The sequence below is a fragment of the Pseudomonas sp. NPDC087626 genome, from assembly GCF_044743405.1.
Classification (GTDB): domain Bacteria; phylum Pseudomonadota; class Gammaproteobacteria; order Pseudomonadales; family Pseudomonadaceae; genus Aquipseudomonas.
In genome coordinates, this window is record NZ_JBIUWJ010000002.1 from 125242 (window position 1) to 139249 (window position 14008).

A 14008-nucleotide genomic window follows, 5' to 3' on the forward strand; every position below is an offset into this window, starting at 1 on the left:
ACCGGGCGGTAGACTGATGACTCCCGGACCCTGCCCCCATGCCTACCCACGAAACCCCGCCCCAGGGCTTGCATCTGATGGCCAAACCCGTCGGGCCGATCTGCAACCTCGATTGCAGCTACTGTTTCTACCTCGAAAAAGAACAGCTTTACCCGCCCAGGGAACGCTTCAGCATGACCGACGAGGTGCTGCGTCTGTATGTGCAGCGCTACATCGAGGCCCAGCCCACGCCTGAGGTCGAATTTACCTGGCAAGGCGGCGAACCGACGTTACTGGGGTTGGATTTTTTTCAACGCGCGGTCCTGTATCAACGCCAGTTCGCAGGGAACAAAGTCATTCGCAACACGCTGCAGACCAATGGCACGTTACTCAATGACGGCTGGTGCGCGTTCCTCGCCCGTGAACGCTTCATGGTGGGGATCAGCCTCGATGGCCCGCGATTCGTTCACGACCTCTATCGCCCCGACAAGCGCGGACGCTCAAGTTTCGATGAGGTGATGCACGGTCTCAAACTGCTCAAGCAGCATGGCGTCGACTTCAATGTGTTGGTTACCGTGGCGCGCGATATCGCTAGATTCCCCTTGGAAATCTATCGATTCCTCAAGTCTGAGGGCGTTCGTCATATTCAGTTCAATCCCGTGGTGGAACGCGTACCAAGCGCCTCACAGGTCAGTCTGGGTCTGCATTTCGCTATCCCGCCGGAATTGCGCTTGCACGTGGTGCCGGAGCCCGCGATGGTGACGCAGCAAACGGTTGCCCCCGAGGCCTATGGCGATTTTCTCATCACGATTTTCGACGAGTGGGTACGCCAGGATGTCGGGGAGGTTCATGTCATGAACTTCGAATGGGCACTGGCCTCATGGTGCCAACTGCCGGCCTCGGTGTGCCTGTTCAGCCCGCGCTGCGGCAAAGCAGCGATCGTGGAACACGACGGCAACGTCTACTCCTGCGATCACTACATGTATCCCGAGTATCTGCTGGGCAACCTGAAGACCGATGATCCTGCCGTGCTACTCGCCTCTGCTGCGCAACAAGCCTTTGGCGCCGCCAAGGAAGAGACACTGCCGACGTATTGCCAGCAGTGCGATTACCGCTTCGCCTGCCATGGCGAATGCCCGAAAAACCGCTTCATGAACGCGCCCAACGGCGAGCCGGGTCTGAACTATCTGTGTCCGAGCTACAAGAAATACTTTCGTCACCTGACGCCCTACATGAACGCCATGGCCCAACTGGTCAGCCACAACCAACCCGTGGCGTTGATCATGCAGGCCTTCACCGGCCCGCTGATCGTGCCCCTGGATAAATAACCTTTCAGCTCTGAAATCTGAAGTCGCGAAACTGCTCGCGAAGCTTCATCTTTTGCAATTTGCCGGTGGCGGTATGCGGCAGCGCTTCGACGAAGGCCACATCGTCCGGCAGCCACCACTTCGCCACGCGGCTTTGCAGCACCGTCAGCAGATCGTCTTTGCTCGCGGTTCTACCAGGTTTGAGCACCACCACCAACAACGGCCGTTCCTGCCATTTGGGATGAGGGATGCCGATCACCGCCGCTTCGGCGACGGCCGGGTGACTGACGGCAGCGTTTTCCAGATCAATCGAGGAAATCCACTCGCCACCCGACTTGATAACGTCCTTGGCGCGGTCGGTGATCTGCATGTAGCCGTCAGTGTCGATCGTTGCGATGTCACCGGTATCGAGCCAGCCCTCGCTATCAAGAATCTGCCCTCCCTCGCCGCCGTAATACTGGCTGGCGATCCATGGTCCCTTGACCAGTAGAAGACCGCTTGCCTTGCCGTCTCGCGGTAGTTCAGCGCCTTGCTCATCGACAATCTTCATTGACACCCCAAACAACGCCCGCCCTTGTTTGGCCTGCAGGTCGAGCACTGCTTCCAGCGGAGCATCACGGTGTTTGGGCAGCGGATTACAGATGGTGCCCAGCGGGGACATCTCGGTCATCCCCCAGGCATGCAGCACACGCGCATTGAAACGGCTTTCAAACGTCTCGACCTGGCTGCGCGGCGCGGCGGCTCCGCCGATCACCACCCGGTTCAGGCACAGCTCTGTCGCCGGTTGCAAAGCCTGCGCCTCAACATGCTGTTGCAGCATCATCCACACCGTCGGCACACCCAGCGCCAGGGTCACCTGTTCATCCCGCATCAGCGTGTAGAGGCTCTCGCCGTCAAGTGCGGCGCCCGGCAACACCAATTTTGCGCCACACATTGCGGCGGCATACGGCATTCCCCAGGCATTGACGTGGAACATCGGCACGACCAGCAACGCTGAATCCGCCGCCGATAGACCGAAGCCATCCGAGGTACACAGCGCCAGCGAATGCAGGATCGAAGAACGGTGCGAATACAGCACACCCTTGGGATTGCCAGTGGTGCCCGAGGTGTAGCACATGGACGACGCCGTGCGCTCATCGAACTCAGGCCAGATGAAGTCATTGCTGTGCCCGGCGATCAGGTCTTCGTAGCACATTAAACCAGGCACATCGATTGCCGGCATTTGCTCCCGCTCACACAGAGCGATGAACGCCTTGACTGTCTTCAGGCGCGGCGCGATCTGCTCGACCAACTCAGCGAACGACAGGTCGAAAAGCAGGTACTGATCCTCGGCGTGGTTGGCGATGAATTCGATCTGCTCGGCGAACAGCCGCGGGTTGATCGTATGCAGTACCGCGCCCATGCCCGACACACCGAAATACAACTCCATGTGCCGGTAATCGTTCCAGGCCAGGGTGCCGATTCGCTCGCCGGGTTGTACACCCAACGCAACCAGCGCACTGGCCACTTGTTTAGCGCGTTCGCCGATGTCGGCATAAGTGCAGTGATGCACCGATCCATCTGCCATGCGTGAGGCAATTTCGGTGTGCGGATGCGCCTTCAGCGCATGTTCCAGAACGGAAGAAATCAACAGCGGTTGATCTTGCATCAAGCCCAGCATGGTTTTGTGTTCCTTTTATTCTTGTTTGATGTCGATGTTTCAGACGCGGCAGAGACTCACAGGTAGCCGTTTCAAGGGGCACGACGGAGCAAGAAATGCGACAGCGCCGGGATCAGCACCAAGGCGCCGACCATGTTCCAGATGAACATGAAGGTGAGCAGGATGCCCATGTCGGCCTGGAACTTGATCGGCGACCACGCCCAGGTGATGACGCCCGCCGCCAGGGTGATGCCGACCAGCGCCACCACTTTGCCGGTGAACGCCACGGAGTTTTTGTAGGCTTCGGTCAACGACAGACCGGCACGCTGCTGAGCCAACTGAACACTGAGCAGGTACAGCGCGTAATCGACACCGATGCCGACACCCAAGGCAATCACCGGCAAGGTCGCGACCTTCACGCCCATGCCCAGCCAGACCATCAACGCCTCGCAGAGAATCGACGTCAGCATCAACGGCACGACCGCCACCACCACCGCTCGCCAGCTGCGGAAGGTGATGAAGCACAGCACGATCACCGCGCCATACACGTAGAACAACATGGTGCGATTGGCGTCGCGCACGACGATATTGGTCGCCGCTTCGATCCCGGCGCTACCGGCGGCGAGCATGAACTGCCGATCGTCGTTGCTGTGTTCACGGGCGAACTGATCGGCCACTTTGACCACGTGATCGAGGGTTTCGGCCTTGTGGTCGGAGAGATAAGCGATCACCGGCATCATCGAACAGTCACTGTCGAACAGTTCCGGGTTGTTCACCGAGGCCTGTTGCGCGCCGTAGTTCAACACGTTCTGATTGCGCGCGACGGTCAGCATTTTCGGGTTGCCTTCATAGGAACCCGCCGTGATCTGGCGCACAGCGTTGACCAGCGACACGGTAGTCTGCACACCCGGTTGCTGTTGCAGCAGCCAGCCGAGACGATCGGCTTCCACCAGGGTTTCGTACTTCAGGCATCCTTCGCTGGCGGTTTTGACCATGACCGCAAACTGGTCGCTGGACAGCGAATAGTTGGCAGTGATGTAGGCGTTGTCGCGGTTGTAACGTGAGTCGGCACGGAGTTCGGGGGCGCCCGGATCGAGATCACCAATCTTCAACTGCGTGCTGACCATGAAGCCACCTACCGCCAGCAACCCGGCCACCACCACCGCCACTGTTGCCCAACGACGCTCGGTAAAGCGGTCAAGCAGGCTCCACACATTGCCCAGCCCTTTCCCTTTCAGCTCCTGACTTTCCTGACGCAAGCTGCGCGCCGCCGCCTTGGGACTGACACCCCAATAAGACAGCAGCACTGGCAGCAACACCAGGTTGGTAAAGATCAAGACCGCCACACCGATGCTGGCGGTGACGGCCAGGTCCTGGATCACCGGAATGTCGATCAGCATCAGCACCGCAAAACCCACGGCATCGGCCAGCAATGCGGTCAGTCCGGCCAGGAACAGACGGCGGAAGGTGTAACGCGCGGCGACCAACTGATGGGTACCGCGTCCGACGTCCTGCATGATCCCGTTCATTTTCTGCGCACCGTGGGACACGCCGATGGCGAATACCAGAAACGGCACCAGAATCGAAAACGGGTCGAGTGCATAACCGAACAAGGTGATCAGGCCCAGTTGCCAGACCACCGCAACCACCGAGCACAGAATCACTAGCGCGGTACTGCGCACGCAACGGGTAAAGCCAAAGATGATGGCAGTAGCGATCAGCGCTGCGGCGCCGAAGTACATCATGATCAGCATCAGGCCATCGATCAGATCGCCCACCAGTTTGGCGAAACCGATCACGCGGATCTTGATCGGGCCTTTGCCCTCTTCACCGGCGAGGTGTACCGCGCTACTGCCGGCAAACTCAAACTTGTTGCGTAGCTGCTCTTCAAGCATCCGCGAAAAATGGTGATAATCGATGGCGGCGCCCGTGACCGGATCCTTCTCCAGCAGCGGCACCACAATCATGCTCGATTTGAAATTATTGCCGACAAGACTGCCGATGATCCCGGAACGGGCGATGTTCAAGCGCAGTTGTTCGACCCCACTGGCCGAGCCGTTGTAGGAGTCCGGCATGACCGGGCCACCACGGAAGCCCTCCTCCGTGACCTCGGTCCAGCGCACGGCAGGCGTCCACAATGACTTTATCCAGGCCCGATCCACGCCCGGGGTCAGGAACAACGTGTCATTAACCTGCTTGAGCACCTCCAGGTATTTCGGGTCGTAGATGTCGCCGTCGGTGTTTTCCACCACCACCCGAACCGTATTGCCCAGACCGCGTAACGACTGGCGATTCTCAAGGTAGTTTTTGATGTACGGCTGACTCTGTGGAATCATCTTTTCGAAGCTGGCATTGAGCGTCAGCCCAGTGGCCGCGAAATAGCTCAGCACTACCGTCACGATCAGGCAGGTCAGCACCACCAGCAGGCGGTTGTTGAAAATCAGGCGTTCAAGGACATTGCCGGAGCGTGCATCGAAGCCCTTCAGCTCTCGGATCACCGGCATCGTATCGAGGTTGTAGTTACCCATGAAATGGCTCGTCTCTTTTTATTATGTGGGATGTGGGCTCATTCGAAGGGCAACTGGCGCAAGCCCCGTGCGCCCGCGACCACCACGACGTCTGATGCGATGGCCTGCGCCGCAGCGGCGGGCCCCAGGCGGTCTTGAGGCTTTAGCGTGAAACTGGCGCCGTCGTCGGTGCTGACAAGCACATGCCCGGCCTGGCTGACCAGGATGATTCGGCCGTCGGCGGTGATCGTGCTCGCGGTGATGCTTGAGGACAGCCCCAGTTCAACATTGTCCCAGTTCACGCCGTGATCGACGCTGCGATAAACATTGCCCCGCAGGCCATAAACGAGCACCGAGCCCGGCTTGCCGGTGATGCCGAAATAGCTGCCGCCGTAGGGCGTCGGGAGGTTGATGAAGCGTTGCGTTGCCGGGTCCAGTTTCAATACCAGGCCTTGCTCGCCGACAATGAACAGGTCATCGCCGATTGCTCGTATCCCGTAGAAATTCAGCGCTCCCGGATTGTCGGTGCGATCCATCAACGGAACCCAGTTCCGGCCGCCGTCTTCAGTGCGGAAAATCAGATTGAACGCGCCGACGATATAGCCGGTTTTATCATTGGCGAACCAAACGTCCAGAAAAGGTTTGTCAGCCCCTTCATCGACCATTCGTTGAGCCTCGGCCAATAACGCCTCATTGGGCTGTTGCCCTTCATGCCTCTGAAAATGTTCGAGCATGATCTGCCCCAGCTGACGGCCATCGAGCTGACGCTTCCAGGTTTCACCCCTGTTGTCGCTGTGCAACACAATGCCGTCGTGCCCGACCGCCCACCCCTGCGTCGGGCTCGGAAAATGCACGGCCACCAGATCGGAACTCACCGGCACGTCTGCCTGGTGCCAGCGGACGCCGTTGTCATCGGAATAAAAAATATGGCCGCGTTGGCCCACGGCGACCAGGCGCTGACCTGCACGGGTCAACCCGGTGAACACCCCGCCAATCGCCTTGTCACTCTCAATCGCGGGGCTCGACAGCACGTCGACAAAGTCAGCGGCGACGACGGATCTGGTGAATGGGGCAGCCAACGCCAAAATTAGCGCAGTGAGCGCAATCCATCTAAATGTATTCATGAGGTCTACTCGGCAAAAAAAGCCGCCGAACAGTGCGATACACACTGTCGGCGACAAAAAAACACCTGCGTTATGGCTCAGCGAATACCCGTGCCGGCCAATGACTCAGGTGCCCACTGCGCTTTCGAAAGCGGGTCGATGTACTTGACGCCGCCGTACGGGCCGTAGATGCCGGTGATGTTGTAGCTGCCAGAGACCAGGTCATAAATCATGTGGTTATCGGAATTCGGCGCCTGCACGTCATAGCTGTATGCCAAATGTGCAAAGGACCCGCGGTACAGCTTGCCGCTGGCGTCATATTCATCCGAGGCCAGGGCGATCCAGCTGTCTTCGTCGAGGTAGAAGGTGCGCTTGCTGTAGATGTGGCGTTTGCCCGGTTTCAGCGTGGCTTCAACCACCCACACGCGGTGCAACTCCCAGCGCACCAGGTCCGGATTGACGTGATGCGGCGTGGTGATATCCGCAGCGACCTTGTGGTAGTTCAACTTGTACGTATTGTAAGGAATGATCATTTCCTTCTTGCCGACGAGTTTGAAGTCGTAACGGTCCATTGCGCCGTTGAATACCCAGGCATCGTCATAGGTCGAAGCACCGGCCGAGCCAGGGTTTGGTGTGTCGTAGGCGATATCCGGTGCGAGTTTCACGCGGCGCTGACCAGGCAGGTATTGCCAGCCACGACGCTCCATCTTCAGAGGGTTGACGGCATCCTGCACCAGGATAGCTTCGCCTGCGCGACGGGCCGGGGCCTGGTAGTAGAGTTTGGTCTTGAAGAACAGATCCGTCTCTTTCGCCGGTTCCGTACGCTTCGGATCGTATAGCGGGTACTCCAGATAGCCATTACCGGTCGTGGCCAGTATCGCCCGGCCGGAACTGTCGACGTTCCAGGAGTCATATTTGATATTGGTGGCATAACCCTGATAACGCAGCAGGTGGTTCCACATGGCCTCATAGCCATCTTTCGGGATCGGAAACGGAACGCCCGGCAACGCGTTTTCCAGTGCTACCCCGCCTTCGAGTGTCTTGGTGCCGACGGCATTTTTTGCGGTGTTGTCCAGCAACCGTTGAGGTAGCGCAACGCTGCGATGGGTCGGAAAAACATCGACCCGGAACGTCGGGTAACGCTTGAGCAGTTCTTGCGTGGTCGCGGTCAGTTTGTCGGTGTATTGACTGAGGTTTTTGCCTTCGACGACGACGCGTGGCTTGTCGGCCTCGTAAGGGTCCGGACGGAACGAACTACCGGGTTGAAAACTGGCCGGCGCCGTGGTGAGACCGCCGGTGTAGGACGGAATGGTGTTGTCGGCATTGCCGGCCTTTTCAGCGCCGACGCCTGTCAGGCTGTTGCCGAGTTTGCTTGCTTCATCAGGGGACACGGCTGCGTGTGCCGCACCCGCGATGGCAACGGTCAAGGCAGTGGACAAAAGCGTATTGACGAACTTCATGGAGTGACTCCTGCTATCAAGCAAAGACTTCGATCAAATGGTCGTTTTGAAGGTAAAAGTGACCATGCCCCGATCCTTGAGCTGAGGCTGAGTACCGCCGAAAGCAGTGGTCTGCCCCGGTACGCAGTTGTATTGGCCATTGGCCCCTGGTGCGGCACCCTCGCCCTGTGCACCTGCACCACCGGCTGAGCCGCAGGTGTCGAACGGACCAAAGTTGTCCACGTACTTCAGGTCAAACCGGTACTGGTTGTGCACGTCCATGCCAACGCCCACCGAGTAACTGCCGGAATCCTTGTTACCCCCGAGCTGAACCGACGAGTTGCCCGCAAGGCCGACGCTGTAGTTGGCCGGCAGGTACATATCGATGCCGGGGAACACCTGGTACCAGGTCGGGTTGAAGTTGACGCCCAGGACGTAGTTGTCCCTGGTGACCTTATCGACACCGCGATACCAGTCTTCGCCTTTGAACAGCTGCTTGTTCTCGGTGACGTCCAGCCAGCGGCTGTAGGCGAGTTCAACCAGCAAGGTCGAACTGTCCCAGACCGGTGTCGCACCGAAAGTGGTCAAGCCGTTGAGCACCGCGTGCACGGTGTTGCCCCGGGCCACGCCGTTATCACCATCAAAGCTGCTGATGAAGCCAGGCAAACCGGCGGCACCGGCCACCGGATTGACCGTTGCCGGCACGCTGGCCAGCGGCATGTTGTGGCGATAGTTCAGGTCGAGACCGACGCTGACACCTTCGATGCTTTTCGACAGGCTGATGCCGTAGATATTGATGTCGTCGACATAGAACTGGTTGTAGCTGCCGGCATTGCCGGAGATCAGTTGCGCAGGGCCGACCGCCGTTGGCTGCAACACCAGGTTGGGCAGAATGTCGGAGGTTTTGCGGTAGTAGAAACCCAGCGTACCCTGCAGCCATTCCGGGCTCCACTTGGCCATCAGGCCAAAGTCACCCTGGTTGTCCGGGGTAAACGTATGCCCGTTGGACAGCCGTAAAAACTGGTTGGCACCCAGTGGGCCAGGTGTACCGAACAGCGGGTTTCGGCCGCCGATCAACGACAGGTTGTGCCCGCCATTTTGAATGCCGTCGTTGAACCCCAGATAAGTACCCGACTCCGGCAACCGCGCGGCGTCCCAGTCCAGGAAGTACTGCGCGGCGAGGGTCAGTTCCGGGTTGACCGTGAGGCTGGTGGACAACTGATTACGCGGAATGAACAGTTCTTTGGCTTCTGTTCCCGGGACCGCCAGCGACTTGGAAATATCCAGGCCGGATTGGCCATAACTATTGCTATGGGCAAAGGCGAGGATGCTTTCGCCCCAGTAAACGGTGTGCTTGCCGAGCTTGCCGCTGAGCAGTGACTCATCGCCGACTTCAGTGCTGCCAAACACGAAGGCATCAAGGATTTCCGAAGAAGGACCGTTGTAATACCGATCGGCGTAACCGCTTTGATGATGAGAGTCCGGCTTACCGTTGTTGAGCTGATTGGTCGAGGCGTTATCGCTGCCAATATCGTCGTAGGCGTGGTCGTACCAAGTGTTGGCGCTGACACGGAAACCGACTTTTTCTTTGTAAACCACGTCCAGTTCGGTCAGCACATCCAGTCGTTGAGAAACGGGACTGCCGGAGGAGAAGTTGCGATCCCCGTCATTGTTGTTCCACGAATTGGCCAACTTGCTGTTGGGGGCTTCCACGCGCTGGGCGTAATTGAACTTCAGCGTGTTGTCGAAGCGAACCGCAAAGTCTTCATTCCCCGTGTTGATCTCCACAGCCCCTACGGGCGCAATGCCCAGGCCGGTGAGAATGGCGGAGGCCAACAACCCTTTGCGAAGGTTTGCATGGCAGATCTTATTATTTTTGTTCATCTAGCTTGCCACCTGCTCTATGGTTTACGAAAAGTCATGGGTTGAATAACGGCGTAGTGAGCCTCCTCTCAGGTGCGCTGCAAAAGGGTGACCGACACCGCCCGGCCCAGGGCGGTGCTATGTTGTAAAGCCGTGCGGGCACCAGCAATTTGCCTGCCCTCGGCCACGCCGCGCAGTTGCCAGACCAACTCGACCAGTTGCGCCAACCCGGTGGCACCCGGGGCGTGACCACGTCCCAGCAAGCCACCCGATGGGCACACCGCATTCATCTGTCCTTTCAGGCGGCGTCCTTGCTGCACGAATCGATCGATCTCGTCTTCCCGGCAAAAGCCCAGCGCGGCGCTATTGACCATGAAGTCGCCGACGCTTTGGTCGTGCAGTTCAACCACGTCGATGTCTTCCGCACCGAGGCCCGCCTGCTGATAGGCCAGTTGCGCGACTCGTCGGGTAGTTGCCTGTCCGAGCACATCCAGCACGCAACCCGATTCCTGCTCTGAAGCGCTGTCACTGCCCCTGACACTGGCCAGCACGGTGACGTCCACCCGAGCGCCGAAGCGCAGGGCGAAGGCCGGGGTACAGAGCAGGATGGCCGCAGCACCGCAGGCGGGCGGGCACAGATAAGGCGCGAGCCAGTCGTCGCGATCCGGCATGCGGTTCAATACGGCGTAGGGATTGCGCCCGGCCTGAGCCCGTGCCTGCTCAAGCACCTGATCGAAGCTGCTTTGAGCAATGCCCATGCGTGTCAACAACCAGCTGGTTTGGGCAGCGAACAACAGTGCCGGTTGTTGTCGACGCTCGATAAAGCCGATGGGGTGCTCAGCCTGCCTGACCGTCGCCAAATCATCGCGAGCGAGATCTTTCAAACCGAAAAACTCACGATTGGAAATGCCTGCCGGCATGCACTCGACACCCACCAACAGGACACATTCAGCCTGGCCGCACAGCAGGCTATTGCGGGCCAACTGGAAAGCACTGCTGGCCGACGCACAGCCATCGCCGAGGCTGAAAATCGGCACGCCCGAGTAGCCAATCTGCGACAACATTTGCTCGGCGACACCGGCTTCTGCGTGTACGCAGGAAGTAAACACCTGGTCGACCAGGTCATAGTCGATCCGCGCATCGGCCAGCGCCGCACGGATGGCTTGCCCCGCCAACGCCGCATGACTGTCAGAGCCACCCAGCGGTAGAAACGGCACCATTGCTGCACCGGCGATCAGCACTTTTTCAGACATAAACCTGCTCCCACTCGCCGATACGTTGGCGCATTTGTGGGTTCAGACTATTGCGAAGTCGAAAAGCGAACCCCCCCATTGACTGGGGGGGCGGCTGGAAATCGTTTTTTTTGGGGGGGCGGGGGGGATTGAAAGATGATCCGAACGGATCACCTCGGGTGGTGAGTTCGCATCAGCCCGCTGTCTCGAGAATTCCCAGCATGTATGCACGCGCGACAACATGCTGTCTGGTACCGGCCTGGAATTTTCCAAACAGGTTTTTCAAGTGCCACTTCACGGTTTCCTCGCCGACATTCAGCGCCAGGGCGATTTGCTTGTTGGACAGGTTGCGAGCCAATAGCTGCAACACCTCGCGTTCCTTGGGCGTCAGGAGACGACTCGCGGACACGCTCAATGGGGTGGGTTCCGGTCGCGCAACAGGTGCGGGCGTAGCGGTCGCCGTAAGCAATGGGACCGTTTCACCCTGAAGCGTCCGCTCCCATTTGATCAGGTCCGGATGGGTGTCCTGCACTACGCGTAACATACCGTTTTCTTGCGCGAGGCTGACAGCCTCCAGCAAATAATCAGTGCCGCCCTGCCCCGTCGCCCGCAGTGCCAGTGCCCTGAGCAGCTTGATCTGTACGATGTCTCGCCCACGACGCAGGTGTTCGGCTGTTTCGCCAACCTTGTCCAGCACCGCCAGCATAGCCTCCCAGTCACGTTGGGCCAGTAAGGCATAAGCGTTGGCTACCCCGGCCAGCAAGTCCAGCTCCGGACCCAGCAACCCTGCTCGCTCACGGGCAATAACCGGCGTGAAACTGTCCAGTCGTCGCCATAATGCCTGGCAGGTATCGCTGCGTCCCTGCAAGGCATGCAGGCGTATTTGCTCTCCCAGGGAGGCAATGCAGAATCGTGGAATATTTCGCTCTTCTCCAAGGGCGAATAACGCTTCGAGCAGATCCTGCCCGCGATGCCCCTGCCCCTGGAGCGAGGCCAGTCGAGAGGCCGCGAGGAAACCCTGCACAATGGCATCGGGGGAGGCCAATCGCTCAACGATATCCAGCCTGTTCGCCAGCACCGTAGCGGTCTCCTGGACTTCCCCCTGTTCCAGCAACACCGTCGCCAGAGCGCTCGCTAACATGACCGCCACCGGACTGCGCCGACCGATGTCCCGTTCGGCATGCAACAGGCTGTCGTGCAACGCCGTGCGCGCCGACACCATTCGACCCTCGTATAAATAAGCAAGGCCGACCACCCACTCGCCATACCCGCGTACGGCATCAAGGCCAGGACTACCCGCGTAAAGCGCTGCTCGCTGAAAGATTCGCCGGGCTTTCTCCGGTTGTCCCTGCAATAGCGTCAGACGGGCGACCTGGGTCGCGACAATGGCTTGCACCTTGCTCGAGAACGAAGGCAATCGATCGACCCAAGGCATGATGAGTCCATGCGATTCATCCGGACGATCCGCAAAGTAGGCGGCTGCGGCAGCGATGGCGGCAGCTTCACAACGTGTCGCCTCGTCGGCGGACGGATGCTGTTCAATAGCAGCAATCAATTGCGCCGCTTCTGCCTGACGTTCTCCCAATGCCAATGTCCAGGCCGCCGCCAGGCAGATGCGCGGATGCGACAACACGTCAGCGGGGCCAAGCTCCTCGACCCATTCCAGCACCCGACTGAACTGCCCTTGCAACATGACTTCGTACAGGCATTTGCCGATCAACGTATAGGCCGGTTGGGGCATGCCGGCCAACAGATATTGCCGGGCGGCCTGCTCCAGGAATCCGTGTTGTTCCAGCCACACAGCGCCACGCCGGTGATAACCCTGCCGCTCCTCCAACGGCAAGTCGGCAAAACGGCCGAGCAGAAATTCCCGCGCCAATGGATGGATGCGCACCCAGTCACTGTCGATACTTTCAACAAAAATCGGTGTCGAGGCACACAATTCCTTCAGCAATTCACCCGAGCGAGCGTTACCCGTCAGCGCTTCGCATAACAAGGGCTGGACCATTTCCAACAATGCAATGCCGGTCAGAAAGCGAACCTGCTCCTCCCGAAGATGTGCGAACAGACTGTCGACGAAATAACGCTGGATATCCCCCAGACAAGTCGACAACTCTTCGACTGCAGCACTCCGATTCGAGCTCTTCTCCAACGCCGAAATCGCTAATTGCAGGCCAAGCGGCCAACCTTCGGTTATCTCGTGCAACCGCACGCAGAGGTCGGCATCGACCCTTGCACCGAAACGGTCATTGAGGATGGCGAGCGCCTCTTCCACATTCAGTCGTAAAGCTGCTGTCATGATCGTCGTGAAAAGCCCTCTTGCCGCGAGGTCCGCCACCTGCAGATTCAACCGTACCCGAGAGGCCATTATGATGCGCAAATTGGCCGGCGCGTTGTGCAACAGGTACGTCAGGGAGTGACGGATCGTCAGCTCGGGCAAGGTATCCGCTTCATCCAGAATCAATACGGTTTCACTACCCAGATCAGCCACTTCCGCCAACCACTGCGTCAGCCCTTCCTGTTCGTCACGCCCCAGTCCCGCAATAGGCTCGAATGCGCGGGCAAACGACGGCCGACCGCTGCCAATTGCCATGGCAACTCCCAGCCCCTGGACAAAACGCGCACTATCATCCTGTGCATCCAGCGTCATCCAGGCCACCACGGCGCCGTGAGATAAACATTCACGGCGCCACTGGGTCAGCAGAAAAGTTTTGCCAAAGCCTGCCGGCGCTTGAACGGCGATCACCACTTTGTCGGTCAGTTCCTGGGTATGGAGACCCAGGCGGTTTCGCATCCGTGCTGATTTCTGACTACGCGGCGGTGTCGTTTTGAGGATCAGTTGGGGCTCTATGCAGTCCATTGTTTCAGACCTGAGTGGTTGAGCGACGCTTACCCAAGGAGCGTCTGAAGATCGCTGGATACAGTTCCAAACGGCCGAA

General features: G+C 58.9%; 8 protein-coding genes. 1 reads left to right on the top strand and 7 read right to left on the bottom strand.

All coding sequences use genetic code 11. The features are described 5' to 3' along the window. Positions 1-38: 38 nt before the first annotated feature. Positions 39-1307 carry an anaerobic sulfatase maturase gene (locus ACIOVD_RS02280; RefSeq protein WP_401125863.1) on the top strand — a complete coding sequence of 423 codons (1269 nt, stop codon included), beginning with the start codon at positions 39-41 and terminating at the stop codon, positions 1305-1307. 4 nt (positions 1308-1311) lie between these two features. On the opposite strand, the gene ACIOVD_RS02285 is transcribed toward ACIOVD_RS02280, so the two are convergent. From ACIOVD_RS02285 to ACIOVD_RS02315, 7 genes are all read right to left on the bottom strand, one after another. Further along, positions 1312-2946, bottom strand: a complete 1635-nt coding sequence (locus tag ACIOVD_RS02285) for a 3-(methylthio)propionyl-CoA ligase (protein WP_401125865.1) — start codon at positions 2944-2946, stop codon at positions 1312-1314. Positions 2947-3017: 71 nt separating this feature from the next. Beyond that, positions 3018-5453, bottom strand: a complete 2436-nt coding sequence (locus ACIOVD_RS02290; RefSeq protein WP_401125867.1) for an RND family transporter — start codon at positions 5451-5453, stop codon at positions 3018-3020. Between the two features lie 38 nt (positions 5454-5491). Then, entirely contained in the window at positions 5492-6556 is a 1065-nt protein-coding gene (locus ACIOVD_RS02295; RefSeq protein WP_401125869.1) for a WD40/YVTN/BNR-like repeat-containing protein, read from the bottom strand. A gap of 77 nt (positions 6557-6633) precedes the next feature. Beyond that, a complete protein-coding gene (locus ACIOVD_RS02300; RefSeq protein WP_159995044.1) occupies positions 6634-7995 on the bottom strand; it encodes a DUF1329 domain-containing protein in 1362 nt (453 codons plus the stop codon). Between the two features lie 33 nt (positions 7996-8028). Next, positions 8029-9858 (bottom strand): DUF1302 domain-containing protein, encoded by a 1830-nt coding sequence (locus tag ACIOVD_RS02305; RefSeq protein ID WP_401125871.1) that lies wholly within the window; start codon positions 9856-9858, stop codon positions 8029-8031. Between the two features lie 68 nt (positions 9859-9926). Beyond that, positions 9927-11090 carry a thiolase C-terminal domain-containing protein gene (locus ACIOVD_RS02310; RefSeq protein ID WP_401125873.1) on the bottom strand — a complete coding sequence of 388 codons (1164 nt, stop codon included), beginning with the start codon at positions 11088-11090 and terminating at the stop codon, positions 9927-9929. 172 nt (positions 11091-11262) lie between these two features. Further along, positions 11263-13929, bottom strand: a complete 2667-nt coding sequence (locus ACIOVD_RS02315) for a LuxR C-terminal-related transcriptional regulator (protein WP_401125875.1) — start codon at positions 13927-13929, stop codon at positions 11263-11265. Positions 13930-14008 lie beyond the last annotated feature (79 nt).